Raw genomic sequence first — 24,530 nt, forward strand, 5'->3', positions numbered from 1 at the left:
CGGATGAGCGAAGCGACATCCGGGAAAACCATCTCAGTGGCCTAAACCGTCCCCGGATATCGCTTCGCTCATCCGGGCTACAACCCCTCAGCTACGCCGGCGCGCCCGATTTCACGAGCTTGTAGATCACCGAATCCATCAGCGCCTGGAACGAGGCGTCGATGATGTTCGGGGAGACGCCGACCGTGGTCCAGCGGTCGCCGTTCTCGTCCTCGCTCTCGATCAGGACGCGCGTGACTGCGCCGGTGCCGCTATTGAGGATACGCACGCGATAGTCGATCAGCTTCAATCCCTCAATGTACTTCTGGTATTTGCCGAGGTCTTTTCGCAAGGCGACGTCGAGCGCGTTGACGGGACCGTTGCCCTCGGCCGCCGAAATCAAATGCTCACCGGCGACATCGACCTTCACCACGGCGAGCGCCACCGTGACGCGCTCGCCGAGCGCGTTGTAGCGCTGCTCGACATTGACGTCGAACTGCTCGACTTCGAAATAATGCGGCACCTTGCCGAGCGTGCGGCGCGCCAGGAGCTCGAACGAAGCGTTAGCGGATTCATAGGCGTAGCCGGCCGCCTCGCGCTCCTTCAATTCCTCGACGAGACGCGTCAGCTTGGGATCGCTCTTGTCGTAAGCAATGCCGGCGCGGTCGAGCTCGGCCATGACATTGGAGCGGCCGGCCTGGTCCGACACCAGCACCTTGCGGTGATTGCCGACCAGCTCCGGCAGCACATGCTCGTAGGTCTGCGGATCTTTCAGCACGGCGGAAGCATGGATGCCGGTCTTGGTGACGAAGGCGCTCTCGCCGACGTAAGGAGCATGCCGGTTCGGCACGCGGTTGAGCATGTCGTCGAGCGTGCGCGACACCTTGACCAGGGTCGCCAGCTTTTCCGGCGTGACGCCGATCTCGAAAACGTCGGCAAAGTCCTTCTTTAATTTCAGCGTCGGGATCAGCGAGCACAGATTGGCATTGCCGCAGCGCTCGCCGAGACCGTTCAGCGTGCCCTGGATCTGCCGCGCGCCGGCGCGGACCGCAGCCAGCGAATTCGCTACCGCCTGCTCGGTGTCGTTATGGGCGTGGATGCCGACATGATCGCCGGGAATGTGCTTCGTCACCTCGGTGACGATGGTCTCGACCTCATCAGGCATGGTGCCGCCATTGGTGTCGCACAGCACCACCCAGCGCGCCCCGGCCTCATAAGCGGCCTTGGCGCAAGCCAGCGCAAAGCTGGGATCCTCCTTGTAACCGTCGAAGAAGTGCTCGCAGTCGAGCATGACCTCGCGGCCGGCTGCCTTCGCAGCGGCGACGCTGTCTCGGATCGAAGCGAGGTTCTCCTCCTTCGTCGTCTCCAGCGCGACGCGCACCTGATAGGCGGACGATTTTGCCACGAAGCAGATCGCGTCCGCCTTCGCTTCCAAAAGGCCCGCGACGCCGGGGTCGTTGGAGACCGAGCGCCCTGCCCGGCGCGTCATGCCGAAGGCGGTGAAGCGGGCATGATTGAGCTTCGGCTTCGAGCCAAAGAACTCCGTGTCGAGCGGGTTGGCGCCGGGATAGCCGCCCTCGACATAGTCGATGCCGAGATCATCGAGCATCGCCGCGATGACCTGCTTGTCGGCCAGCGTGAAATCGACGCCATTGGTCTGCGCCCCATCGCGCAGCGTAGTGTCGAACAGATAGAGACGCTCCTTGCTCATTGCCCCGCTCCGAGCGTCTTCTTCATGGTGGTGTTGGCGAGCCACTCGTCGCCCATCGTGACGCTGTTGCGCTGCTGGGCGGTGTAGCCGCGCTTGGCGAAGAAGCCTTGCGCGTTGTCGCTGGCATCGACCGACAAGCTCGTCGCGCCGCGGCCGCCGGCAAGCTTCTCCAGCGCGTCGACCAGCATGGTCGCGATGCCCTGCCCGGCCACGGCCGGATGGACATAGAGCATGCGGATGTGATCGTTGCCGCGCAGCGAGGCGAAGCCGACGGGCGACCCCTCGAGCGTGGCGACCAGCGTGAGGTCGGCGGCGAGCCGCTTGCCGAACTCCTCGTCCTCGGCCGCCGCCATCCAGGCTTCCTGCTGCTCCTCGCTATAGTCGTCGCCGGTCAGCTCCTCGATGCTGGCGGCGAAGATCGCTGCAAGCATCGGCACATCCGCGGGCAGGAAGGGCCTAAGTGCGGGCTTTGGCAAAGTCTGTCCCATCGTCCTCACCACATGCCATAGAGTTTCAGCACGATCGCCACCGCGGCGCCGAGCAGCGCGATCTTCAGCGCGATGTAATAGAGCCAGTGCCGCGGGAAAGGCGTGTCGGGCCGCTTCATCGCACGATCTCCCAGGTCGTTCCTTCCTTGGAGTCCTTGATCGCAACACCCATCGTAGCGAGCAGATCGCGGATGCGGTCGGATTCCTTAAAGTCTTTGCGCGCACGCGCAGCCGTCCGCTCCGCGATCAGGCACTCGACTTCCTTCGCATCGATGCCGCTCGCCTGCTGCTTGCGGCTTTCCCATTGCGCAGCGCTCTCGGAGAGGAAACCGAGTAGCCGCAACGAGCCCGCAAGACCCGCGATATCGTTGCCACGCAGGCCGTGCAGCGCCGCGATCGCCTGCGGCGTGTTGAGGTCGTCGAGCAGCGGCTCGATCACGGACGCGGCGGGCTCGGTGGGCGCGACATCGGCGGCGACGCGATACCAGTCGTCGAGCGTCTTGGCGCTCTCCTCCAGCGACTTCACCGTCCAGTCGATTGGGGAACGATACTGCGTCTTCAGCATGTTGAGGCGCAGCACCTCACCCGGCCAGTCCTTGAGCAGCTCGTGGATCGTGATGAAGTTGCCGAGCGACTTCGACATCTTCTCGCTCTCGACCTGCAGGAAGCCATTGTGCATCCAGTAGTTCGCCATCCGCTGCTGGTGAAAGGCGCAGCAGGTCTGCGCGACCTCGTTCTCGTGATGCGGAAACACGAGATCGATGCCGCCACCATGGATGTCGAAATGCTCGCCGAGATGCTTCCAGGCCATCGCCGAGCACTCGATGTGCCAGCCCGGGCGCCCTTGCGCGGCGATACCGGCCGGCGACGGCCATGACGGCTCGCCCGGCTTGGAGGGCTTCCACAGCACGAAGTCGGTGTTGCCCTTCTTGTAGGGCGCGACATCGACGCGGGCGCCCGCGACCATCTCGTCCAACGAGCGGTTGGACAGCGCGCCGTAACGCGGCAGGCCGACATTGGCCGCGTTCATCGCCTGGGGCGAGAACAGCACATGGTCCTCGGCGGCATAGGCAAAACCGCCGGCGAGCAGCTTCTCGATGATCTCGCGCATCTCGCCGATATGCTCGGTCGCGCGCGGCTCCACGGTCGGTCGAAGCGCGCCGAGCGCATCGACGTCGGCGTGAAACTGCTTGCCCGTCTGCTCGGTGACCTTGCGAATGGCCTCGTTCAGCGGCAGGCCCGGGAAATCGCGCGCGGCGCGGTCGTTGATCTTGTCGTCGACGTCGGTGATGTTGCGGACATATTTGACGTGCGCCTCGCCATAGAGGTGACGCAGCAGCCGAAACAGCACGTCGAACACGATCACCGGCCGCGCATTGCCGATATGGGCGAAGTCGTAGACGGTCGGTCCGCAGACATACATGCGGACGTTCTTCGGATCGAGCGGTGCAAAGGTCCGCTTTTCCCTCGTCAGCGTATCGTGAAGGCGCAATTCCATATGGATACCCGTCGGCTGTTGGCCGGGCGTCCAAGGCTCTCAATGTATTTGAGAAAAGACGGCTCCAGCCAGCGAATCGCTAGCTCGTAATCTCGCGGCAAATGGCGCAAATGGCGAGGAGACCGTTCATAGCGCGACATATGGGCCACCACGGGCCCCGGCGTCAAGAGCCGCGAAAATGCCGTTTTTGTCTCCGCAATGCGCGCGGCTCGCCTGATGGTTCATCATCCCCTAACCATTTGAGGCCATTCTGGAACCGGCGGTTCCTCCATTTTTGGCCCGGTATTTTCATGCGATCCCTGCTCGCGCTCATTTTCAGCGCCGCGATCCTTGCAGCACCCAGCGCTTGCGCCGAGACCCGCGTCTTCATCATTGGCAATCAGGCGGATGGCTACGGCGTCGACCAGTGCCTGGCCAAGGGCGACAAATGCGGCGCATCCGCCGCGCGCACTTACTGCCAGTCACGAGATTTTGCCCAGGCATCGAGCTTTCGCCGGGTCGATCCCGACGAAATTACCGGCTCCGTCCCCAAATCCGGCGCAAACTGCTCCCATGGCCGTTGCGACGAATATGTCGCAATCACCTGCCAGCGCTGAATTCGCTCGGAGCTGGCGGACCTTAGGACCGGTCTTCGGCCCCTGAAACGACGTGACGATGCCGCGGGAAGCGGCTATTGGAGGGCGCACTTCGGCCCCCAAGTCACTTGGAAAGTCACGCTGGGCCGTGACCTCGCTAGAATGGCGGATATGCCTGAATTTTTGTCTCTCTCCCGTGCCCGCTCCCTCCTTGCCTGCACTGTGCTCCTGAGCACCGTCGTGCTCGCCAATGGCGCCTTCGCGCAGGCCGGCCCGCCCGGCCCGCCACCTCAGCCCGGCCAGAACGGGCTTGGCCCCAATCCGATGTGCGCGCGGCTGGAAGGCCAGCTCGCTGCACTCGATCGTGGCGGCGGGGGTGGCGACCCCGCGCGTGAAGAGCAGATCCGCCGCTATCAGGATTCCCAGGCCAGGCAGCAGGCCGAGCTGGACCGCGTCACCATGCAGGCCAAGCGCATGGGCTGCGATTCCTCCGGCTTCTTTTCGCTGTTCAACGGCCAGTCGGCGCAGTGTGGCCCGGTGAACACCCAGATCCAACAGATGCGCGCCAATCTGGACCAGATCACCGGCAACCTCGAACGGCTGCGCGGCGGCGGCCCCGGCGGCTTCAGCCCGGAGCGCGACAACCAGCGCCGTTCGGTCCTGATGGCGCTGGCGCAGAACAATTGCGGCCCGCAATATGCCAATGCCGCGCAGTCGCAAGGCGGCGGCAACTTCCTGAGCAATTTGTTCGGCGGCGGCAACAACCCGAACAATCCGCAAGCCCTGCCGCCCTCCGATCTCGGTCCGCAATCCGGCACCTTCCGCACCGTGTGCGTGCGCACCTGCGACGGCGCCTATTTCCCGATCTCGTTCGCAACCGTGCCGGCGCGCTTCGCCGACGATGAGAAGACCTGTAAGGCGCTGTGCCCGGCGGCCGAAGCCGTGCTCTACACCCATCGCAATCCCGGCGAGGACATGAACTCGGCGGTCTCGATCGGCGGCCAGCCCTACACGGCGCTGCCCACCGCGTTCAAATTCCGCAGCGAGTTCAACCCGTCCTGCTCGTGCAAGGCGGCGGGCCAGACCTGGGCGGATGCTCTGAAATCAGCCGACGACAAGACAGCAGCCGAGCAGCAGGGCGATATCATCGTCACCGAGGAGAGCGCCAAGAAGATGCAGCAGCAGCGGCTCAACAAGGGCACGCCTGCCAATGCCAAGAAGGGCGCGGCTCCCGCGCCAGCGACGGCGACTGCACCGGCTGCAACGCCGCCGGCGGAGACGGCCCCCGCTGCCAACTCCGAGAACAAGCCGATCCGCTCGGTCGGTCCAACCTTCTTGCCGCAGCAGCAGAAGTAGGCAGCGCTCCTTTTACTGGTCGCCCCGCGAAGGCGGGGCATCCAGTACCGTGACGCCAGTCGTGCACATAAGCAGCGCCGCAGGGTCCCTCAAACGGGCGCTACTACTCGCCCTCGCGGCTCCACGGGAAAAGATTGGCCGGAAAGTCTGCAGCGTAGCGCCTGCCCTTCGGGGGCGGCGGCGGTGCGTCCGGTGGGTTCGGATTGGGCTCGACCACCCGCCGATAGAGGTGCCAGGTGGCATGACCGAGCACCGGCAGAACGACGGCGAGACCGACGAAGAGCGGCAGCGAGCCGATCACGAGCAGCGCCGCCACGATGAGGCCCCATCCGGCCATCGCAACCGGATTCGCCGCTACCGCTCGGAGAGACGTGCGGATCGCGTCGATCGCAGTCGCATGGCGGTCGAGCATCAACGGAAATGACACGACGCTGACGCACAATGCCACAAGCGCAAACAGGAAGCCGACACCGCAACCGACGATGATGAGCGACCATCCCTCCGGGGTCGTCAGCACGCGCGTTGCGAAGTCGGGAATGCTTGCGGCCGCCGCATGACCGAAGATTGAGACATAAATTGCGTTGGCGACACCGATCCAGGCCCCGAACAGGACCAGCAGGAGCACGCCGAGCTCGATCATGGCACCGAAGGACGGTGCGCGCAGCACCTTGATCGCATCCCAGGCTTCGACCTCCTCGCCGCGCTCGCGACGGCGGCTGAGTTCGTAGAGACCGATCGCGGCAAAAGGACCGATCAAGGCAAAGCCGGCGGCCAGCGGAAACAGTAGCGGCAGCACCGAATAGCCGAGCACCATCCTGAACAGGACGAGACCGAGAACGGGATAAATCAGGCACACGACGATCGCGTGACTTGGCATCGCCTGGAAATCCCCCCAGCCCAGGCGCAGGGCCTCGGTCAGGTCGGACAAGCTGATCTTGCGAATGGGATAGGAGGCTGCTTCGCCGAATGCGTGCCGCCTGATGTCGTGGGAGTACAGAGTGGCCATGAACGGACTCTCCCGTGCTGAAAATCGCGGTTTCGATAACACGCGCTTTCCAGCCACGCGTGTCCGCCGGATGAGCAGGAAACGCGACGGGTCGAGTACGGCAACCCAGGTTCAGCGATCGAGCCTGGCCGGACGGAACCCGTCGCGACCTGCCTTGCGAGATTAGCGCGCGCGGGGCACTGCTGCACTCACGGTTGGGTGAATTGCGCGCCTGATTTTGTGCATTGCATCACCAAGACGCTGAAAAGCGCACCTAATGCTTTGTCCACCTGCCGGGCGACGGCAACGCCCAAGCCAACGCCGAAGCCAGGTCGGCACGCCGATATGCTCTATTGACGCCGGATTAGGCTGGTATCATTTTAGATGTCGACGCCTTGGTTCCGATGAGACTGATGGTCGCGAAGTTCTCTTGATTTCGCGACCAGTGGAATGGGCGAAGCAAGAGGCCGGCGATGGCATAGATGCCAATCAAGAAAGGCCAGCCATCGCGACAGACATGAGCTCCGCCCTGGATTCGTATCCGTAGCCTTCGATGGCAAGGATGGATCAGGATGGCTGTCGCACTGATACTGCTTCTGGTCGCGATCGGCTCGGTGCTGTTTCATATCTACAGCCCGTGGTGGTGGACGCCGATCGCAACTAACTGGGCCTATATCGACCACACCATCAACATCACGTTCTGGATCACGGGCTTTGTTTTCGTCGCGGTGATCGCCTTCATGGCGTACTGCGTCTTCCGCTTTCACCACAAAGAGGGAAGACAGGCTGACTACAATCCGGAAAACAAAAGGCTCGAATGGTGGCTGAGCGTCGGAACCGGCGTCGGCGTCGCAGCCATGCTGGCGCCTGGCCTCGTGGTCTGGCACCAGTTCGTGACGGTGCCCGCGGATGCCACCGAGGTCGAGGTCATGGGCCAGCAATGGCAATGGAGCTTCCGCCTTCCCGGCAAGGATGGGCGATTGGGCACATCCGATGTCCGCAACATCGCTTCCGACAATCCGATGGGACTCAATCGTGACGACCAACACGCGCAGGACGACGTCGTGATCGAGAACGGCGACCTGCACCTCCAGGTGGGAAAGCCGGTCAAGGTTCTCCTCCGCTCGGTTGATGTCCTGCACGATTTCTACGTGCCCGAATTCCGAGCCAAGATGGACATGGTTCCAGGCATGGTGACCTATTTCTGGATGACGCCGATCCGAACCGGAACATTCGATGTTCTCTGTGCGGAGCTCTGTGGCGCCGCTCATTATCAGATGCGGGCCAAGGTCATCGTCGACGAAGAGCGTGAATATCACGCTTGGCTGGAGCAACAAAAAACGTTCGCAGAACTATCGCCGGCAAAAGCCATCGTGAAGGCGAGGTATCAATCCGGCGGCAAGTAGCAAGCTGCCGCCGCGAAGATAGATCGGGTCCAATGAGGCAACGCCTCATCCCCGATGGAAACGACCGAGGAGGTTTCTATGGTCGATATTCCATATGAAGGGATCCGCGGCATCCCGCCTGCCGAAGTACCCGATGTCGAGCTCTACCATCCGAGGAGCTGGTGGACGCGGTATGTCTTCTCGCAGGACGCCAAGGTGATCGCCATTCAGTATTCGCTGACGGCCACCGCCATCGGGCTGGTGGCGCTGGTGCTGTCGTGGCTTATGCGGCTGCAACTGGGATTCCCCGGCACCTTCTCTTTCATCGATGCCAACCAGTACCTCCAGTTCATCACCATGCACGGCATGATCATGGTGATCTATCTGCTCACCGCGTTGTTCCTGGGCGGCTTTGGCAACTACCTGATCCCGCTGATGGTCGGCGCCCGGGACATGGTCTTTCCCTATGTGAACATGCTGAGCTATTGGGTCTACCTGCTCGCAGTCCTGGTGCTGGCCTCGACATTCTTCGTGCCCGGCGGCCCCACCGGCGCCGGCTGGACGCTATACCCGCCGCAAGCAATCCTCTCCGGAACGCCAGGGCAGGATTGGGGCATCATTCTCATGATGTCGTCGCTGATCCTGTTCATCATCGGCTTCACCATGGGCGGGTTGAATTATGTGGTCACGGTGCTGCAGGCGCGTACCCGCGGCATGACGTTGATGCGCCTGCCCCTGACGGTGTGGGGCATTTTCACGGCGACCGTCATGGCGCTCTTGGCATTCCCTGCACTGTTCGTTGCCTCGGTCATGCTGCTGCTCGACCGTCTCCTGGGAACCAGCTTCTTCATGCCTTCGCTCGTCGAGATGGGCACGCTGTCGAAATATGGCGGCGGCAGCCCGCTGCTCTTCCAGCACCTGTTCTGGTTCTTTGGCCATCCCGAAGTCTACATCGTGGCCCTGCCCGCCTTCGGCATCGTCTCCGATCTCATCAGCACGCATGCGCGCAAGAATATCTTTGGTTACCGCATGATGGTCTGGGCGATCGTGGCCATCGGCGCGCTCAGCTTCATCGTATGGGCGCACCACATGTATGTGAGCGGCATGTTCCCGCAATTCGGGTACTTCTTCGCCACCACGACACTCATCATCGCGATCCCCACTGCGATCAAGGTCTACAATTGGGTGCTGACCTTGTGGCGCGGCGACATTCATCTGACCGTGCCGATGCTGTTCGCCCTCGGCTTCATCATCACCTTTGTGAACGGCGGGCTCACCGGCCTCTTCCTCGGCAACGTCGTCGTGGATGTGCCCCTCTCGGATACCATGTTCGTGGTCGCGCATTTCCACATGGTGATGGGGGTGGCGCCGATCATGGTCGTGCTCGGCGCGATCTATCATTGGTATCCCAAGGTCACGGGACGGATGCTGAACGAGGCCATGGGCAAGTTTCACTTCTGGGTCACCTTCTTGGGTGCCTACCTGATCTTCTTCCCCATGCACTACCTTGGACTGCTCGGAGTTCCGCGCCGGTATTTCGAACTCGGGGATGCGACGTTCATCCCGTCTTCGGCCCATTCACTGAACGCGTTCATCTCCGTGGTGGCCTTGACCGTCGGCTTCAGCCAGATGGTGTTCCTGTTCAACCTCGTCTGGAGCTTGTTCAAAGGTGAGGCTTCAGGCGGCAATCCGTGGCGGGCGACGACGCTGGAGTGGCAGACGCCCGAGACGCCTCCTGGGCACGGCAACTGGGGCAAGGAGCTCCCGGTCGTGTACCGATGGGCCTATGACTACAGTGTGCCCGGCGCCGCGGAAGACTTCATTCCGCAGAACCAGCCGCCGCACGCGAGGCAGCTCGTTCAGGGAGCTGCTTCGTGAGCGCCGTTATCCTGTTCCTGGCAGTGCTTGCGGTGATCGCCGGATGGTGGCTGTCGCAGCAGCGGCTGACCGCCAAGCCCTGGCTGGAGGAAGGTCCGGTCGGTGACTTCCCCGGCGGCGATGCCATGGTCTGGCCGGCAGCGAAGATCGGACTTGGCGTGTTTCTCGCCGTCGCGAGCGCATTGTTCGTCCTCTTCATCAGCGCCTACTCGATGCGCATGAGCGTGGTGGACTGGCGGCCGCTGCCGGTACCGCGGCTGCTGTGGGTCAACACCGGCGTTCTGGTCATAAGCAGTGTCGCACTGCAATGGTCGTACGTGGCCGCGCGACGACACGATAGCGAAGCCGTCATGATCGGCCTGCTCGCGGGCGGAGCATCCGCTGTGATCTTCCTCGCCGGACAGCTGCTCGCCTGGCAACGGCTCGGGGCTGCCGGATATCTCGTGGCGTCCAATCCGGCCAATTCCTTCTTCTACCTGTTGACCGCAGTGCACGGGCTGCATCTGGCGGGCGGTCTGGTGGCCTTGGGCCGAACCTCAGCCAAGATGTGGCGCGGCGCCGAGATCGCCGAGATGCGCTTGAGCGTGGAGCTGTGCGCCATCTACTGGCACTTCCTGCTGCTGGTCTGGCTCGTCCTGCTCGGTCTTCTCACGGGCTGGACCGACGATTTCGTCAACATCTGCCGCCAATTGCTGAGCTAGGGAGGCGAGACCAGATGGCTGAGACCGTGCTGACAAATCCGGGCCAATCGCCTGCGAGGCTTGAAGGCTGGCGCGGCATCGCCGCCGACTGGGCGTCCGATCAGCGTGCCTTCAAGAACGTGTCCTGGGGCAAGGCCATGATGTGGATCTTCCTCCTCAGCGACACCTTCATCTTCAGTTGCTTCCTGCTCTCCTACATGACGGCGCGCATGTCGACGACCGTGCCGTGGCCGAATCCCAGCGAAGTCTTCGCCCTCAATATCGGGGGCAACCACATCCCCCTGATCCTGATCGCCATCATGACCTTCGTACTGATCAGCAGCAGCGGAACAATGGCGATGGCCGTCAATTTCGGCTATCGCCGCGATCGCGTGAGGACCGCAATCCTGATGTTGGTCACTGCAGCCTTCGGCGCAACCTTCGTCGGAATGCAGGCCTTCGAATGGACCAAGCTGATCATGGAGGGAGTTCGGCCCTGGGGCAATCCATGGGGCGCCCCGCAGTTTGGTGCGAGCTTCTTCATGATCACCGGCTTCCACGGTACCCATGTGACGATCGGTGTGATCTTCCTGATCGCCATTGCGCGGAAGGTCTTTCGCGGCGACTTCGACGTCGAGAGGCGCGGCTTCTTCACGAGCCGCAAGGGGTACTACGAGATCGTCGAGATCACGGGCCTGTACTGGCACTTCGTCGATCTCGTGTGGGTGTTCATCTTTGCATTCTTCTATCTTTGGTGAGGGTGCATGACAAACGCGGCGGTACACATGGAAGGACAGCTCCACGCTCCGGCGCATGGCGCAGTCGCAACGGCAGCCGTTCACGCCAAGGGCCAACAGCACCCGATCAAGCTCTACCTGGTGGTCTGGGGCTGGCTGTTCGTCCTCAGCACGTGCTCCTACCTCGTCGACTACTTTGGCCTGCACGGCTATCTGAGGTGGTCGCTGATCCTGTTGTTCATGGTGTTGAAGGCCGGCCTGATCGTCGCCGTCTTCATGCACATGGCCTGGGAGCGGCTGGCCTTGACCTATGCCATCCTGCTGCCGCCGATCGCGGTATTGGTATTTGTGGCGATCATGGTGCTCGAATCCGAATACACGCACTTCCTGCGACTGCTGTTTTTCGCAGCCCCGTCATAGAGCCCACCGTCGCTCAAGCTGGAGTTCAGCCCTCGAACGCGTCGATTGACGCCTTGCTGCCGCTCGAGACCAGCGTCTCGTCCGGCGCCGGCAGCGGCTCGCCCTTGTCGCGGAAGCGGTTAGTGATGGGATAGCGACGGTCGCGACCAAAGTTCCTCGCTGTCACCTTTACGCCGGGCGCGGCCTGGCGGCGCTTGTATTCGGCGACGTTGAGGAGATGGTCGATGCGGGCGACGATCTCGCGGTCGAAACCGGCGGCGATGATCTGGTCGAGCGGCTCCTCGCGTTCGACCAGGCGCTCGAGGATCGCATCGAGGACGTCGTAAGGCGGCAATGAATCCTGATCGGTCTGGTTCTCGCGCAGCTCCGCGGTCGGCGGGCGCGCGATGATGTCGGGGGGAATGACCTCCCCGGCGGGCCCGAGCGCGCCATCCGGCTTCCAGAGATTACGCAAGCTCGCCAGCCGAAACACCTGCGTCTTGTAGATATCCTTGATGGGGTTGAAGCCGCCATTCATGTCGCCATAGAGCGTGGCGTAGCCGACCGACATCTCCGACTTGTTGCCCGTCGTCACCACCATCAGGCCGGTCTTGTTGGAGATCGCCATCAGCAGCGTGCCGCGGGTGCGGGCCTGGAGGTTTTCCTCGGTGATATCAGGCGGCAGGTTCTTGAAGATGCCGGACAGGATGGTCTCGAACCCGTTCACGGCTTCCGCGATCGGCAAGACTTCGTAGCGAATGCCGAGATGACCGGCGAGCTCGCCGGCATCCGCAATCGAGTGTGCTGCGGTATAGCGATAAGGCAGCATCACGCCATGCACCTGGTCGGCGCCGAGCGCGTCGACCGCGATCGCCGCGCAGAGTGCGGAATCGATGCCGCCGGAAATACCGAGCAGCACGCCGGGAAAGCCGTTCTTGCCGACATAGTCGCGCAGGCCCAGCACGCAGGCCGCGTAGTCGGCCTTGTCGCCCTCGGGCAGTTCGGCGATCGGCCCGGTGCAGCGCCAGTCGTCGCCGTTTCTGCTGAAGCGCAGCGTGACGATGCTCTCTTCGAAGGCCGGCAGTTGCGCCGCAAGCGAGAGATCGCCGTTGAGCGCGAAGGATGCGCCGTCGAACACAAGCTCGTCCTGGCCGCAAACCTGGTTGAGATAGACCAGCGGCAGCCCGCTCTCGGTCACGCGCGCCACCGCGACCGACAAGCGCACGTCGTTCTTGTCCCGGGCGTAAGGCGAGCCGTTCGGCACCAGAATGATCTCGGCGCCGGTCTCCGCCAGCGTCTCGACCACGTTCTCGTAGTCCTCGGATTCCTCCAGCCAGATGTCCTCGCAGATCGGCACGCCAATGCGAACGCCGCGCACGGTGACGGGACCGGCAGCAGGGCCGCGCGAAAACAGCCGCTTCTCGTCGAACACGCCATAATTCGGCAGGTTGCACTTGAACCGCAGTGCGGAGATACGGCCGTCATTAAGCAGCGCGCAGGCATTGTAGAGCCTGCCCTCCTCGACCCAGGGCGTGCCGACCAGCATCGCGGGCCCGCCGTCCGCGGTCTCGCGCGCGAGACTTTCAATCGCGGCGCGGCAGGCCGCCTGGAACGCCGGCTTCTGCACCAGGTCCTCCGGTGGATAGCCGGCGATGAACAATTCCGGAAACAGCACGAGATCGGCGCCGTCGGCAGCGGCTCGCGCGCGCGCCGCCCGCGCCTTGGCGGCATTGCCCTCCACGTCGCCCACCGTCGGATTGAGCTGGGCGAGCGTGACCGCGAATGTGTTGAGACGTTCGGTCATCGAGCGCTCGCTTTCACCTCTCCCGAAGGGAGAGGTCGGATTGCGATGCGAAGCATCGTCCAGAGCAATCCGGGTGAGGGGTTACGGTCTCTCGTGGGACCTGAGCCCCCTCACCCGATTTGCGCTCGACGATGCTTCGCATCGCGAGACGCAAATCGACCTCTCGCCGTTGGGGAGAGGTGAAGGAGCCTCGAGCACCGACGTTCAATCGATAATCTCCGCGAGCTAGACGAAACCCAACCGCTCGACGACGGCAAAGATCCAGAACGCGCCGGCCATCAACAGCGCGACACCGACGGCCGCCGAGCCCATGTCCTTGACCCGCCCGATCTGCTTGTCGTGATCCATCGTCAACCGGTCGGCGAGTTTTTCGATCGCCGTGTTGAGCAGCTCGACCACCAGCACGAAGGCGACGGCACAGACCAGCTCGACCGCGCGCATCGCGGTCGCGCCGATGAACCAGGCGAGCGGCACCGACAGCAGCAGCGCAAAGATCTCCTCGCGGACGGCCTGCTCCGATTGGAACGCAAAGGCCAGACCGTTGCGGGAATTGATCGTGGCCTTCCAAATCCGCAGCAAGGTCTTAGAGCCCAGCTGCGGCCGGAATCGGCTGGGCCTTGCCGGCGCGCTCCTGTTTGAGGAGCTCGGCGACCAGGAAAGCCATGTCGATGGATTGCTCGGCGTTGAGGCGGGGATCGCAGACCGTGTGGTAGCGATCGTTGAGATCCTCGTCCGTGATCGCGCGGGCGCCGCCGAGACATTCGGTGACGTCCTTGCCGGTCATCTCCAGATGCACGCCGCCGGCATGGGTGCCTTCGGCGGCGTGGATCGCGAAGAACGACTTCACCTCGGACAGGATGCGGTCGAACGGCCGCGTCTTGTAGCCGGACGTCGAGGTGATCGTGTTGCCGTGCATGGGATCGCACGACCAGACCACCACCCGGCCCTCGCGCTTCACGGCGCGGACCATGTTCGGCAGATGCTCGCCGATCTTGTCGGAGCCGAAACGGCCGATCAGCGTCAGCCGGCCCGGCTCGTTGTCGGGGTTGAGCACGTCGATCAGCTTCAAGAGCTCGTCCGGCTTGAGAGACGGGCCGCATTTGAGCCCGATCGGGTTCTTGATGCCGCGGAAATATTCGACATGGCCGTGATCGAGCTGACGGGTACGGTCGCCGATCCAGATCATGTGGCCCGAGGTCGCGTACCAGTCGCCGGTCGTGGAATCGACACGGGTCATGGCCTGCTCGTAGCCGAGCAGCAGCGCCTCGTGGCTGGTGTAGAAATCGGTGGCGCGCAGCTCCGGATGGCTCTCGAGATCGAGGCCGCAGGCGCGCATGAAGTTCAGCGCGTCCGAGATGCGGTCGGCCAATTCCTTGTAGCGGCGGGACTGCGGACTATCCTTCAGGAACCCGAGCATCCATTGATGCACGCTGCCGAGATTGGCGAAGCCGCCGGTGGCGAAGGCGCGGAGCAGGTTCAGCGTCGCCGCCGACTGGCGATAGGCCATCAGCTGGCGCTGCGGATCCGGCACGCGCGCTTCCTCGGTGAAGGCGATATCGTTGACGATGTCGCCGCGATAGCTCGGCAGCTCGACGCCACCCACCTTCTCCGTCGGCGAGGAACGCGGCTTGGCGAACTGGCCGGCGATGCGCCCGACCTTCACCACCGGCACGGCGCCGGCATAGGTCAGCACCACCGCCATCTGCAGCAGCACGCGGAAGAAGTCGCGGATGTTGTTGGCGCCGTGCTCGGCGAAGCTCTCGGCGCAGTCGCCGCCCTGGAGGAGGAAGGCCTCGCCGGCCGCAACCCGCGCAAGCGCCTTCTTCAGATTGCGCGCCTCGCCCGCGAAGACCAGCGGCGGAAAGGTCGCAAGCTGCGCCTCGACGTCGGCCAAGGCCTTGGCGTCGGGATATTCGGGCACCTGTAGCACCGGCTTGCTGCGCCAGGACTCGGGCGTCCACCGCTCGGACATCGCAATCTCTCCGTGAAGCAAAAAAGCACAACCTGATCTAGGGGTTGCGAGGGCCGCCTTATACACAGGCTGGCTCCCGGCCGCCAGTTGTAAATCCATTTCGCACCGCAAACCCTTGCGGGCAAAGCCGAATTCGCATTTGCTTGGGACAGGCAAAGAAACCGACAGGACACCGACCGCCCATGGGCGCGGCACTGGACGACGTTTTCATCGACGAAATCAGCTTTCCGGCGACCGACGGCTATGCGCTGGCCGGCACCCTGTTCCTGCCGCGCGGCGCCAAGCGCCATGCCGTCCTGATCAATTCAGCGACCGCCGTGCCGCGCAAGATTTATCGGGGCTTTGCCTCCTACCTCGCCCATCGCGGCTGCGCGGTGCTGACCTACGACTATCGCGGCATCGGCGACTCCCGGCTGCCGGCGATGGTCGGCTACAACAGGCCAAAATCGCTGGTCGGCTTCAACGCCTCGATGTCCGACTGGGCCGCGCTCGACGTCACTGCCGCGGTCAGCTGGATGCGCGAGCGCTATAACGCCCTGCCGCTTGCCTATGTCGGCCATTCCTTCGGCGGTCAGGCGCTCGGGCTGATCGCGAACAACAGCGACATCTCGCGCGCCGCGTTCGTGGCCTCGCAAGCGGCAACTTGGCGGCTGATGACCTCGCCGGAGAAATACCGCGTCTACGCCTTCATGAATTTTGTTGGCGTGCCGCTGGCCCACGCGCTCGGTTATGCGCCGGGCTGGGCTGGCGTTGGCGAGGATTTGCCCAAGGGCGTGTTCCTGCAGTGGGCCGAGTGGGTCTCGAGCCCGCGCTATCTCTTCGATTCAAAACTGCCGGCGCTCGAGAACTTCACCAAGTTCAAGGGCAAGCTGCGCGCGCTATGCTTCTCCGACGATCCCTGGGCCACGCGCCCCGCGGTCGAGCTGCTCGCGAGCGGATTCACCGCGATCAAGCCGGAGGTGCTGACGGTAAAACCGTCCGATGTCGGGGCCAAGGGAATAGGCCATTTCGGCTTCTTCCGCCCCGAGCACCGCGATACGCTGTGGCGCGGCGTCGCGGAATGGATTCAGGGGGAATGAAGGTTGTTCACCTCTCCCGTAGGGAGAGGCCGGATCGCATCGAAGATGCGATCCGGGTGAGGGGTTACAGTCTCACCGAATGCTGCGGCCCCTCACCCGGACAAGCCGACCGAGCCGAAGCTCATCATCACTAACGAATAATCGTCGTCAGTGACGAGTAACGCCTGTTCGACTTGGCGTCGCCCGGCGCAAACTGCGCGAAGGCGGCGCTGACGCGGACTGCCGGCGGCGTGTCGCTCGCAAAACGAAATTCCTTCGGCCGCGGCGCATAGAAGCTGGCGCTGTAATAGGCGTCGTCGAAGCGCGCCTCGCCGGCTCCGAACAATGCGTCGCAGACGAACAGGAGCGCGTAGACTCCCGCGACCGCTGCGACGATCTCCTTGAGAATTGACATGGTGATGCCCTGCCCTTTTGCGGGGCAGGATGCAGATCGGTTCCAAAGCTCTGGTTTAAAGCGCCGTACTTCTTGTTCGCAGCGTTTGCCGCCGCTGAACGGATTGCAGACAATTTTATCGATCTCGAAGGGAGAGCCCGCCCGACCGGACGATCAGGCGGGCTCCAGGATTGGCCGCTCGGGAGGTACTCAGGCGGCCGTTCATCAGCCGTGGCCGGCCCCCTTGCGATGGCCGCTCTCGCTGAGACGGTCGACCCAGGCGATGCCGATCGCCGAGATGATGAAGGTCGTGTGGATCAGCACCTGCCACATCACGCCGCTCTCGGTGAAATTGCTCCGCGTGGTGCCGAGATTGCCGGCCTCGATGAAGGTCCTGAGCAGCGAGATCGAGGAAATGCCGATGATCGCCATCGCAAGCTTGATCTTGAGCACACTGGCATTGACGTGGCTGAGCCATTCCGGCTCGTCCGGATGCCCACTCAGGTTCAGGCGGGAGACGAACGTTTCGTAGCCGCCGACGATCACCATCACCAGCAGATTCGAGATCATGACGACGTCGATCAGCCCGAGCACAACCAGCATGATCTGCTGCTCGCTGGCGTCGAACGAGTGCGCGACCAGGTGCCAGAGCTCCTTCAAGAACAACAGCACATAGACCGCCTGCGCGACGATGAGGCCGATATAGAGCGGCAACTGCAGCCAGCGCGAACCGAAGATCAGTTTCGGAAACAGGCCGACCGGCGGCTGCGGCGCGGCCGGCGCCGAAAGTGCTTTGGTTTCAGACGTCATTGATCACTCCGGATTGCAAACAGGCATGCCTCTCAGAGACTCGCGATAACGGGCGCGAGCTCGAGCGAGCCCCGATAGATCATCTCGAAGGCGACGTAAATGATGATGGCGAGGCCAACATAGGCGACCCAACGATGCTTCTGGAGCACGCGGCCGAGCAGATCGGCGGCGACGCCCATCATCGCAACCGACAGCAACAGGCCGAAGACGAGGATGTAGGGATGCTCGCGCGCAGCGCCCGCGACCGCGAGCACGTTGTCGAGCGACATCGAGACGTCGGCGGCGACGATTTGCAAGGCCGCCTGCCCAAAAGTCTTATGCGGCGCAGGTGCGTCGCTCGGGCCGCCGCCATGGCTGAACGCAAGCTGATGCGAATGCGCGGCCCGCTCGCGCAGCTCGCGCCACATCTTCCAGCAGACCCAGAGCAGCAATACGCCGCCGGCAAGCAAGAGGCCGATCACCTGCAGGAGCTGAGTCGCAATGCCGGCGAAGCCGATGCGCAACGCGGTAGCGGCGGCAATGCCGACGATGATGGCGCGCCGGCGCTGTTCGGCCGGCAGTCCTGCGGCGGCAAGGCCGATGACGACGGCGTTATCGCCGGCGAGCACCAGGTCGATCAGGATAACCTGAAACAGCGCGGTGAGTGCTTCGGTGGTGATGAGTTCAGTCATGATCGATCATGTTTCGATGCGGACGGATCGAGCCAGTGCGGCTTCTTCCGTTCAACCCAATCCAGGACCTTGGCGCGCGACGAGCGCAGCACCGGCACGTCTTCGGCGAGCAATGCAAGGCCCAGGGGCAGCATCCAGACGCCGAGCACCGGCAGGAAAGAGAGCACGCCACCAGCGATGAGCAGCAAGCCCGAGGGAATCCTGACCCAGCGGCTGGAGGGCTTGAGCAGATAGGTGACGGCGTCGCCCATGCGCGGCGGCAGGCGATGGACGAGCTTGTCGAGGCGCGGGTCGCCGCCGGCCATCTGGCTGGCGGCACCCTCGGCTCCCGTCGTACGCTCGTCCGAGGCAGTGGTCATGCTCATTCCTCGCCGGCTGCGTGGTTTGCGGCGGGGGACGGGGCCGGTGCGACCTGCTTTGCGCGCGGCAGAGCCAGCGTCAGCAGGCGCAACAGCTTGATCGCCTGCACCTCATGGGGATGGACGTCCTCGTCGGCGGCCGCGACGCGCTCTGACAGCTCCATCAGATGCGACGACAGCGGCATGTTCGAGACCGGCCGCAGCGTGTCGATCACGACGTTGGCAAAGTCCGGCTCCTCGAGTCGTTCGGCGAGTGTGTCGAACATTGCTAGCAGCCTTTCGTCGTCGATATGAGGCGCCAATCCGCGATCCCGGATGAAGCGGATCACTTCGTCGCGCTCGACCGGCGAAACGCGCCGGTCGGCCACGGCAACCAGCGCGCCGGCAATGACCAGCGCCGCCGCAGCCTGCTCATTCAGGCTGGACGGATCTGCGATCTCGATCTCATTCGGATTTGAATGCTTGGCGTCAGACATCGTTGCTCCTCGATTTTGCGAAATGACCGCACGGAGCTGCGATGGAACGACTGGTCGGAGAGAACCGAAGAAGGCCCGACGATCGGCCGATCCATCGCATTCGCGCGGGACAGGTCATCCGACATCACGAGGTTGACCGACATCGTCGGTGTCCTCGCCAGAGGGGCCCGGATTCTTGTTCGTGTCAGAGATAAAGGCGGGTCTGTCGGAATCAAGGCGATACGACTGCGACCAGCCGCCGCATCGGTTCCGTGTTGCCATATTTAACCAGTTGCGCGCGCCCCTCCGTGTCCCGGACGCGCTGCAGCGTGCAACGCTGCTGCGCGGAACCGGGACCCAGAACGCCACGCATTTGGCGGCAACATCGCCTCGGCTCTGCACTGCACCGCTACTGGACGATGCTTCGCATCGCCAGGGCGGCGTGTGTGTGTGTGTGTGTGACAAGCGTCACTCCTTCAATTCACCCGCTCGACAAGATGCGCACGGGACGGTGACGGATCGAACCGGTCGCCGAAATATTGTGTTTCGTGCGCGACCAATCCGTCGCGGAACTCCATGATGCTGACGACGTAGGACGGCACCCCGTCATAGCTCAGGACGAACTCGCTCACCCAGAGATCGCCGCCACCGATGATCCGCCGAACCGTGAAACGCTTCCTGTTCGGCTGCACGAAACGACTCCCCCTGAATGTCCCTGCGGCCATGAATGCGCTCGCTCGATTGCGGATAATAGATGTCGTGCTCGGCCTCGAAATCATTTGCGTCCGAAGCATCCCAATGGCGCCTGAGCGCAGCCAGCGTCGCTTGATCATCCATCGCGCCTCTCCTGTCTCCCGCCTCAGCTCTTCAAATCGGCGCCCGGAGCGCTCCCGCGCCCTCATAGCGTCCGCGCAAGCTTCGGCAACGAAAATGCCGTTCCTGAATTCGACGATCGCGGAGAAGCGCATGAATCGCATCACATCCTGCAGCGGCTGCGGCCACGCACTTGTCCCGATGCTGACGGCCAAAAGCCGCGCGGAGCTGAGCTGCCTCTGGTGCGAAGTGTTCGACGCGCGCGCGTTGGACATGGCGAAGTGGACCGATAGCCCGTTCGGCAAGCCCGAGCGGACCGTCCGTCGATCGTTCGAATGAACCGCGTCAGATGCTGAGCTGTCGGCACTTGCCTGTCGCCGCAACCGGCACGGCTGCATGCCCTTTGCAGGAGATGCCGACAAATTAGACAAGATAAGTCGCTCCACCCGACATGCGGCTGGCACGGACAGGCCAGGCATATTGGCGCTCCCTGTTGCCTAACCTCAGGTGCAATCTCGATTATTTTCGCACCGCGTGCAGCCGGCGAGCCCGCAGCGCTCCGACTGGCCTAAAATTCGCAAGACAGCATCTGGCCAATTCCCTGCCCCGCCACGATGAGGAGCGGCAAGTTACGCGCGCCCAGCTGAGGGATGAATGGCCCCAGATCGGAGAATGCCATGAACGTGCATGCTGCTGGAGATCTCAAATTCACCGGTCTCACCCATCCGAAAGGCGCGCGGCTACGCCTCAACGATCAGGATTTCGTGGCGATCGATCGCGACCGGGATGCGAAGTTCGAGGCGACTTACCGGCCCCAGGCGCTCTACAACCGGGCCAATGAAGGCTTTCACGTCAACAACGAGACCTTCCTTCTGCACGAGGTCGCGACCAATCTGCCGATCTACCGGGCCGACACCGGCCCCACTGATTTCCATCTGCATCTGCCGCCGGGCGGCTTTCAGCTCGTGCTGGTCACCTCGGGCGCGTTCACCTTCGACTATGACGGGCGCTTCTACAATGTCGGCCCTGGCGCGGTGATGCTGCAAAGCGCGATCGTGCACCGCCAGCTGTTCTACACCTGGTCGGGCCTGTCGACCGAAGAGAATTTGAAAACGCCGCAGACCGTGGTGCCCGATCCGATCTCAATGGGCTATTCGGGCAAATTCCTCGAAGCCTTCATCACCGATCCCACCACCTTTCCCAACCCGACCATCGTCGGTCCGGACCAGATCAACGAAGCCGAGACACCACGTGTGGCCTGGAGCCATCCGCTGCACAACCGACCGGCCGGTGCCGGCTTCTGGCTGCAGGATCCCCTGGCGCTGGACGCGCTGTTCAAGCCGCTCGCCGGCGGCGCGGTCAAATCGGCGATGCTGGTTTACGTGCGCGATATCGGCATCGAGATACCCAGCGGTCATCTCGTCACCGGCCACATCATCGCGACCGATCCGCGCGGTCAGTCGCTGCTGCCGAAGAGCACGTCGACTGCCGTGGACGCGAGCTGTTTCGCCAAGGGCGAGGTCGTGATCTACCGCGTCATTCGCGGCACGGCCGAATTTCAGAAGAAGGCCGGCGAGAGCTTTGAGCTCTCGGCCGGCGACGTGGTGACGGCGGGCAGGGATTCCGTCAGCCTCACGGGGATCGGCGAAAATACCCAGGTCCTGCGGCTCGGCCTGCTCAAGGGCATGAACGAGCTGCGCAGCTGGACAGCGACGCAGCGTGACGAGATCGACGGCCTCGCCGGTCAGATCATCACGCAGAAGGACGTCCGCCCCCTGCGCACCGAAGGCAAGCCGGTCGGATATCTGTACCGCTGACCGACCTATTCCGCCGCCTGACGCACGTGGCGTGCGGTCGGCGTGCGCATCGTGACGAGCTCTTCGGCGGCGGTCGGATGCAGCGCGATGGTCGCGTCGAAATCGGCCTTGGTCGCCTTCATCTTGACCGCAATCGCGACAGCTTGCGTGATCTCGGCAGCGGCGTCGCCGACGACGTGACAGCCGAGCACGCGATCAGTCGCGCCGTCGACCACGAGCTTCATCAGCACGCGCGTGTCGCGGCCCGACATCGTCGCCTTGATGGGCCGGAACGTCGTCTTGTAGATATCGACATGGCTGAATTGCGCGCGAGCTTCGGTCTCGGTGAGGCCAACCGTGCCGACCTCGGGCTGCGAGAACACCGCGGTCGGAATGTTGGCGTGATCGACACTCACTTCGCGCTTGCCGAACACGGTGTCGGCGAAGGCATGGCCCTCGCGGATCGCGACCGGCGTCAGGTTGAAGCGATGGGTGACGTCGCCGATGGCATAGATGCTGTCGACCGAGCTCCTGGAGAAATGGTCGACGGCGATGCCGCCATTCTTCGGGTTAATAGCGACGCCGGCCTTCTCCAGGCCGAGGTTGGCGACGTTGGGATGACGGCCGATGGCGAACATCACCTGATCCGAGCCAATGCTCGAGCCGTTCGAAAGATGGGCGGTGAAGCCCTCGCCGTGGCGGTCGACCTTTGCCACCGTGCAGCCGGTGAGAATCGTGATGCCCTGCTTCTCCATCTCGCTGCGCACATGTGCGCGCACGTCCTCGTCGAAACCGCGCAGAATGTTGTCGCCGCGATAGATCACGGTGACGTCGGAGCCGAAGCCGGCGAAGATGCCGGCGAATTCCAGCGCGATGTAGCCGCCGCCCTGGATCACGATCCGCTTCGGCAGCTTCTTCAGATGAAACGCCTCGTTGGAGGAGATGACGTGCTCGATGCCGGGAATCGCTGCGCCATGGTTCGGCGCGCCGCCAGTAGCGATGAGAATGTATTTTGCGGTGATCTTCCTGTCATTCTCGAGCAGGCGGACAGTGTGCTTGTCCTCGATCACCGCGCGGCTCTTGACGATCTGCGCGCCCGACTTCTCGACATTGGCGGTGTAGGCCGCCTCCAGCCGCGCGATCTCCTTGTCCTTGTTGGCGATCAGCGTCGGCCAGTCGAAGCTGGCGGACGGAACGGTCCAGCCGAACCCGGCGGCATCCTCGAGCTCCTGACGGAAATGCGAGCCGAGCACGAACAGCTTCTTCGGCACGCAGCCGCGGATCACGCAGGTGCCGCCCATGCGGTACTCTTCCGCGACCGTCACGCGGGCGCCGTGGCCGGCCGCGATGCGGGCGGCACGCACGCCGCCCGAGCCGCCGCCGATAACGAAGAGGTCGACGTCGAATTCAGCCATTGTCCACTCCGACCCCTTTCAAGGATTTCCGATCAGATAGGTACTGTCAGATCTCCTTGCCACGCTTGCGCATCTCGGCGCGGAAGGCTCCCATCACGGTCTCGGAGAAGTTCTGGGCCCAGGAGTTCATGAAGGCCATGCTGAGTCCGATGGCGCGCGGCTCGGCTTCGATCAGCTTCTTGCCCAGCGGCGACTTGTAGAAGGTGACGAGGTCTTTCAGCTCCTGCTCTGTGAACTCGCTGGCATAGATCTGCGCCATGCCCTCGCCGATCTCGTTCTGGCGGCCGGCGAGCTGCTGGGCCACGACCGGGGCAACCTCGTTGAGGTCCTTCTGATAGTTCAGGTTCTGCTGGATCAGCGCGATCTTGGTCTTCTCGACGAGGCCCGGCACGGCGCCTTGGTACATCCCGGTCGCGTTCTTGAGTTGCAGAATTTCCCTGGCCGCCGCGATCGCCGCCGGCGAGGCTTTCGGCTGGGCCGGAGCGGCGGCCTTGGGCGCTGCCTGCTGCGCCATGGCCGGACCGGCCGAGAGGGCCAATCCCAGAGCAATGGTCGCGGCCGGCAAAAATTTCAACACGCTCTTCATTCCTAGTCTCCTTTCGGCTTGCGCCGTTCGATCACGCGGATTCCTTCGCCGCCCGCCAGAACCGCCGAGCTGGCCAAGCCGATGAACAAGCCGTGCTCGACCACCCCGGGGATGGCGCTCAGCGCCTTGGCGAGACCGGGGGGATCCACAATACGTCCGAGCTGGGCATCGACGATCCAGTGGCCGCCATCGGTGACGAAAACGTGGCCGTCCTTGGCCTTGCGGACCGCCATTTGCCCGGAAACGCCGCATTCGGCAAATGCCTTTTCGATCGCGCGGCGCGTCGCACCAAGCCCAAATGGGATGACTTCCACCGGCAGCGGAAACTTGCCGAGCGTCGGCACCCATTTGGTGTCGTCGGCAATCACGATCATGCGATCCGAGGCGGCCGCCACGATCTTCTCGCGCAAGAGTGCGCCGCCGCCGCCCTTGATCAGATTGAGCTCGGGATCGATCTCGTCCGCGCCATCCACAGTGATGTCGAGATGGTCGATCTCGTCCAGCGTCGTCAACGGCACGCCGCAACGCTCCGCATCGGCCCGCGTCGCCTCGGAGGTCGGCACGCCGACCACCTTGAGCCCGGCGGCGACGCGCTCGCCGAGCAGCTCGACGAAATGTTTGGCCGTCGAGCCGGTGCCGAGCCCGAGCTGCATGCCGTCGCGAACCTCCTCGAGGGCGCGCGCAGCAGCCTGCCGCTTCAACTGGTCCATATTCACGTGTGCGCCC

25 protein-coding genes and 1 pseudogene are annotated in these 24,530 nt (G+C 63.4%); 10 read left to right on the forward strand and 16 right to left on the reverse strand.

The genetic code is table 11. The features are described from left to right. Positions 1-91 precede the first annotated feature (91 nt). The 3 genes from cimA to cysS form a co-directional block, all read right to left on the reverse strand. Entirely contained in the window at positions 92-1,690 is a 1,599-nt protein-coding gene (cimA, locus tag P6U29_RS25425) for a citramalate synthase (RefSeq protein ID WP_407112835.1), read from the reverse strand. Then, positions 1,687-2,178 (reverse strand): GNAT family N-acetyltransferase, encoded by a 492-nt coding sequence (locus tag P6U29_RS25430; protein WP_407112836.1) that lies wholly within the window; start codon positions 2,176-2,178, stop codon positions 1,687-1,689. Before P6U29_RS25430 ends, cimA begins: the two co-directional genes overlap by 4 nt. Positions 2,179-2,293: 115 nt before the next feature. Next, complete coding sequence (cysS, locus tag P6U29_RS25435) at positions 2,294-3,676, reverse strand: cysteine--tRNA ligase (protein WP_407112837.1); 1,383 nt, start codon at positions 3,674-3,676, stop codon at positions 2,294-2,296. Between the two features lie 290 nt (positions 3,677-3,966). On the opposite strand from cysS, the gene P6U29_RS25440 reads away from it, so the two are divergent. Both P6U29_RS25440 and P6U29_RS25445 read left to right on the forward strand, forming a co-directional pair. After that, entirely contained in the window at positions 3,967-4,272 is a 306-nt protein-coding gene (locus P6U29_RS25440; protein WP_407112838.1) for a hypothetical protein, read from the forward strand. A gap of 141 nt (positions 4,273-4,413) precedes the next feature. After that, positions 4,414-5,607 (forward strand): DUF2865 domain-containing protein, encoded by a 1,194-nt coding sequence (locus P6U29_RS25445; RefSeq protein ID WP_407112839.1) that lies wholly within the window; start codon positions 4,414-4,416, stop codon positions 5,605-5,607. Between the two features lie 103 nt (positions 5,608-5,710). Here the strand turns inward: P6U29_RS25445 and P6U29_RS25450 are convergent, their stop codons facing one another. Next, a complete protein-coding gene (locus tag P6U29_RS25450; protein WP_407112840.1) occupies positions 5,711-6,613 on the reverse strand; it encodes a DUF2189 domain-containing protein in 903 nt (300 codons plus the stop codon). A gap of 551 nt (positions 6,614-7,164) precedes the next feature. Here P6U29_RS25450 and P6U29_RS25455 point away from each other — a divergent pair. From P6U29_RS25455 to P6U29_RS25475, 5 genes are all read left to right on the forward strand, one after another. Then, positions 7,165-7,998 (forward strand): cytochrome c oxidase subunit II, encoded by an 834-nt coding sequence (locus tag P6U29_RS25455; RefSeq protein ID WP_407112841.1) that lies wholly within the window; start codon positions 7,165-7,167, stop codon positions 7,996-7,998. Positions 7,999-8,076: 78 nt separating this feature from the next. Beyond that, positions 8,077-9,855: a cbb3-type cytochrome c oxidase subunit I gene (locus tag P6U29_RS25460; RefSeq protein ID WP_407112842.1), complete on the forward strand. Its 1,779-nt coding sequence runs from the start codon at positions 8,077-8,079 to the stop codon at positions 9,853-9,855. Then, positions 9,852-10,556 carry a cytochrome c oxidase subunit 3 gene (locus tag P6U29_RS25465; protein ID WP_407112843.1) on the forward strand — a complete coding sequence of 235 codons (705 nt, stop codon included), beginning with the start codon at positions 9,852-9,854 and terminating at the stop codon, positions 10,554-10,556. The genes P6U29_RS25460 and P6U29_RS25465 overlap by 4 nt, the downstream gene beginning before the upstream one ends. Positions 10,557-10,570: 14 nt before the next feature. Continuing rightward, positions 10,571-11,293, forward strand: a complete 723-nt coding sequence (locus tag P6U29_RS25470; protein WP_027571656.1) for a heme-copper oxidase subunit III family protein — start codon at positions 10,571-10,573, stop codon at positions 11,291-11,293. Positions 11,294-11,299: 6 nt separating this feature from the next. Further along, a complete protein-coding gene (locus P6U29_RS25475) occupies positions 11,300-11,692 on the forward strand; it encodes a cytochrome C oxidase subunit IV family protein (protein ID WP_407112844.1) in 393 nt (130 codons plus the stop codon). A gap of 25 nt (positions 11,693-11,717) precedes the next feature. Here P6U29_RS25475 and P6U29_RS25480 read toward each other — a convergent pair whose 3' ends face one another. From P6U29_RS25480 to P6U29_RS25490, 3 genes are all read right to left on the reverse strand, one after another. Next, complete coding sequence (locus tag P6U29_RS25480; protein WP_407112845.1) at positions 11,718-13,475, reverse strand: NAD+ synthase; 1,758 nt, start codon at positions 13,473-13,475, stop codon at positions 11,718-11,720. Positions 13,476-13,700: 225 nt separating this feature from the next. After that, complete coding sequence (locus tag P6U29_RS25485; protein WP_407112846.1) at positions 13,701-14,054, reverse strand: diacylglycerol kinase; 354 nt, start codon at positions 14,052-14,054, stop codon at positions 13,701-13,703. A 4-nt stretch (positions 14,055-14,058) separates the two neighbouring features. Continuing rightward, positions 14,059-15,447, reverse strand: a complete 1,389-nt coding sequence (locus tag P6U29_RS25490; protein WP_407112847.1) for a class II 3-deoxy-7-phosphoheptulonate synthase — start codon at positions 15,445-15,447, stop codon at positions 14,059-14,061. A gap of 182 nt (positions 15,448-15,629) precedes the next feature. Here P6U29_RS25490 and P6U29_RS25495 point away from each other — a divergent pair, with 182 nt between their 5' ends. Beyond that, the gene (locus P6U29_RS25495) at positions 15,630-16,526 is read left to right on the forward strand and encodes an alpha/beta fold hydrolase (RefSeq protein ID WP_407112848.1); all 897 of its coding nucleotides are present in this window, start codon (positions 15,630-15,632) and stop codon (positions 16,524-16,526) included. Positions 16,527-16,656: 130 nt separating this feature from the next. Here P6U29_RS25495 and P6U29_RS25500 read toward each other — a convergent pair whose 3' ends face one another. The 6 genes and pseudogenes from P6U29_RS25500 to P6U29_RS25525 all read right to left on the reverse strand — a co-directional run bounded on the left by P6U29_RS25500 (position 16,657) and on the right by P6U29_RS25525 (position 20,031). Beyond that, positions 16,657-16,920 (reverse strand): hypothetical protein, encoded by a 264-nt coding sequence (locus tag P6U29_RS25500; protein WP_407112849.1) that lies wholly within the window; start codon positions 16,918-16,920, stop codon positions 16,657-16,659. Between the two features lie 204 nt (positions 16,921-17,124). After that, positions 17,125-17,709, reverse strand: a complete 585-nt coding sequence (locus P6U29_RS25505) for a TIGR00645 family protein (protein WP_407112850.1) — start codon at positions 17,707-17,709, stop codon at positions 17,125-17,127. Between the two features lie 32 nt (positions 17,710-17,741). Continuing rightward, positions 17,742-18,380 (reverse strand): TerC family protein, encoded by a 639-nt coding sequence (locus tag P6U29_RS25510; protein ID WP_407112851.1) that lies wholly within the window; start codon positions 18,378-18,380, stop codon positions 17,742-17,744. Further along, positions 18,377-18,739 carry a hypothetical protein gene (locus P6U29_RS25515; RefSeq protein WP_407112852.1) on the reverse strand — a complete coding sequence of 121 codons (363 nt, stop codon included), beginning with the start codon at positions 18,737-18,739 and terminating at the stop codon, positions 18,377-18,379. The genes P6U29_RS25510 and P6U29_RS25515 overlap by 4 nt, the downstream gene beginning before the upstream one ends. 2 nt (positions 18,740-18,741) lie before the next feature. Then, entirely contained in the window at positions 18,742-19,215 is a 474-nt protein-coding gene (locus P6U29_RS25520; protein ID WP_407112853.1) for a TerB family tellurite resistance protein, read from the reverse strand. Between the two features lie 455 nt (positions 19,216-19,670). After that, a pseudogene (locus P6U29_RS25525) lies at positions 19,671-20,031 on the reverse strand (nuclear transport factor 2 family protein). Here P6U29_RS25525 and P6U29_RS25530 point away from each other — a divergent pair. Further along, on the forward strand, positions 19,918-20,346 hold the full coding sequence (locus tag P6U29_RS25530) for a hypothetical protein (RefSeq protein WP_407119605.1): 429 nt from the start codon (positions 19,918-19,920) through the stop codon (positions 20,344-20,346). The pseudogene P6U29_RS25525 and the gene P6U29_RS25530 sit on opposite strands and share 114 nt — an antisense overlap. Before the next feature lie 338 nt (positions 20,347-20,684). Further along, a complete protein-coding gene (locus P6U29_RS25535) occupies positions 20,685-21,824 on the forward strand; it encodes a hypothetical protein (RefSeq protein ID WP_407112854.1) in 1,140 nt (379 codons plus the stop codon). 5 nt (positions 21,825-21,829) lie between these two features. Here the strand turns inward: P6U29_RS25535 and gor are convergent, their stop codons facing one another. From gor to rpiA, 3 genes are read right to left on the reverse strand one after another with little or no spacing between them, the layout of a single operon-like run. Further along, positions 21,830-23,218 (reverse strand): glutathione-disulfide reductase, encoded by a 1,389-nt coding sequence (gor, locus tag P6U29_RS25540; protein ID WP_407112855.1) that lies wholly within the window; start codon positions 23,216-23,218, stop codon positions 21,830-21,832. Between the two features lie 46 nt (positions 23,219-23,264). Then, positions 23,265-23,804: a DUF2059 domain-containing protein gene (locus P6U29_RS25545; RefSeq protein WP_407112856.1), complete on the reverse strand. Its 540-nt coding sequence runs from the start codon at positions 23,802-23,804 to the stop codon at positions 23,265-23,267. 2 nt (positions 23,805-23,806) lie between these two features. Next, positions 23,807-24,520 (reverse strand): ribose-5-phosphate isomerase RpiA, encoded by a 714-nt coding sequence (rpiA, locus tag P6U29_RS25550; protein WP_407112857.1) that lies wholly within the window; start codon positions 24,518-24,520, stop codon positions 23,807-23,809. Positions 24,521-24,530: the final 10 nt, after the last annotated feature.

Origin of the sequence: Bradyrhizobium sp. LMG 9283 (assembly GCF_045571415.1) — a bacterium.
GTDB lineage: Bacteria > Pseudomonadota > Alphaproteobacteria > Rhizobiales > Xanthobacteraceae > Bradyrhizobium.

Bases quoted from the DNA above. Each gene is read 5' to 3' on its own strand.
- cimA (WP_407112835.1), bottom strand. From the start codon at position 1,690: ATGAGCAAGGAGCGTCTCTATCTGTTCGACACTACGCTGCGCGATGGG.
- P6U29_RS25430 (WP_407112836.1), bottom strand. From the start codon at position 2,178: ATGGGACAGACTTTGCCAAAGCCCGCACTTAGGCCCTTCCTGCCCGCG.
- cysS (WP_407112837.1), bottom strand. From the start codon at position 3,676: ATGGAATTGCGCCTTCACGATACGCTGACGAGGGAAAAGCGGACCTTT.
- P6U29_RS25440 (WP_407112838.1), top strand. From the start codon at position 3,967: ATGCGATCCCTGCTCGCGCTCATTTTCAGCGCCGCGATCCTTGCAGCA.
- P6U29_RS25445 (WP_407112839.1), top strand. From the start codon at position 4,414: ATGGCGGATATGCCTGAATTTTTGTCTCTCTCCCGTGCCCGCTCCCTC.
- P6U29_RS25450 (WP_407112840.1), bottom strand. From the start codon at position 6,613: ATGGCCACTCTGTACTCCCACGACATCAGGCGGCACGCATTCGGCGAA.
- P6U29_RS25455 (WP_407112841.1), top strand. From the start codon at position 7,165: ATGGCTGTCGCACTGATACTGCTTCTGGTCGCGATCGGCTCGGTGCTG.
- P6U29_RS25460 (WP_407112842.1), top strand. From the start codon at position 8,077: ATGGTCGATATTCCATATGAAGGGATCCGCGGCATCCCGCCTGCCGAA.
- P6U29_RS25470 (WP_027571656.1), top strand. From the start codon at position 10,571: ATGGCTGAGACCGTGCTGACAAATCCGGGCCAATCGCCTGCGAGGCTT.
- P6U29_RS25475 (WP_407112844.1), top strand. From the start codon at position 11,300: ATGACAAACGCGGCGGTACACATGGAAGGACAGCTCCACGCTCCGGCG.
- P6U29_RS25480 (WP_407112845.1), bottom strand. From the start codon at position 13,475: ATGACCGAACGTCTCAACACATTCGCGGTCACGCTCGCCCAGCTCAAT.
- P6U29_RS25490 (WP_407112847.1), bottom strand. From the start codon at position 15,447: ATGTCCGAGCGGTGGACGCCCGAGTCCTGGCGCAGCAAGCCGGTGCTA.
- P6U29_RS25495 (WP_407112848.1), top strand. From the start codon at position 15,630: ATGGGCGCGGCACTGGACGACGTTTTCATCGACGAAATCAGCTTTCCG.
- P6U29_RS25500 (WP_407112849.1), bottom strand. From the start codon at position 16,920: ATGTCAATTCTCAAGGAGATCGTCGCAGCGGTCGCGGGAGTCTACGCG.
- P6U29_RS25505 (WP_407112850.1), bottom strand. From the start codon at position 17,709: ATGACGTCTGAAACCAAAGCACTTTCGGCGCCGGCCGCGCCGCAGCCG.
- P6U29_RS25510 (WP_407112851.1), bottom strand. From the start codon at position 18,380: ATGACTGAACTCATCACCACCGAAGCACTCACCGCGCTGTTTCAGGTT.
- P6U29_RS25515 (WP_407112852.1), bottom strand. From the start codon at position 18,739: ATGACCACTGCCTCGGACGAGCGTACGACGGGAGCCGAGGGTGCCGCC.
- P6U29_RS25520 (WP_407112853.1), bottom strand. From the start codon at position 19,215: ATGTCTGACGCCAAGCATTCAAATCCGAATGAGATCGAGATCGCAGAT.
- P6U29_RS25530 (WP_407119605.1), top strand. From the start codon at position 19,918: ATGAATGCGCTCGCTCGATTGCGGATAATAGATGTCGTGCTCGGCCTC.
- P6U29_RS25535 (WP_407112854.1), top strand. From the start codon at position 20,685: ATGAACGTGCATGCTGCTGGAGATCTCAAATTCACCGGTCTCACCCAT.
- gor (WP_407112855.1), bottom strand. From the start codon at position 23,218: ATGGCTGAATTCGACGTCGACCTCTTCGTTATCGGCGGCGGCTCGGGC.
- P6U29_RS25545 (WP_407112856.1), bottom strand. From the start codon at position 23,804: ATGAAGAGCGTGTTGAAATTTTTGCCGGCCGCGACCATTGCTCTGGGA.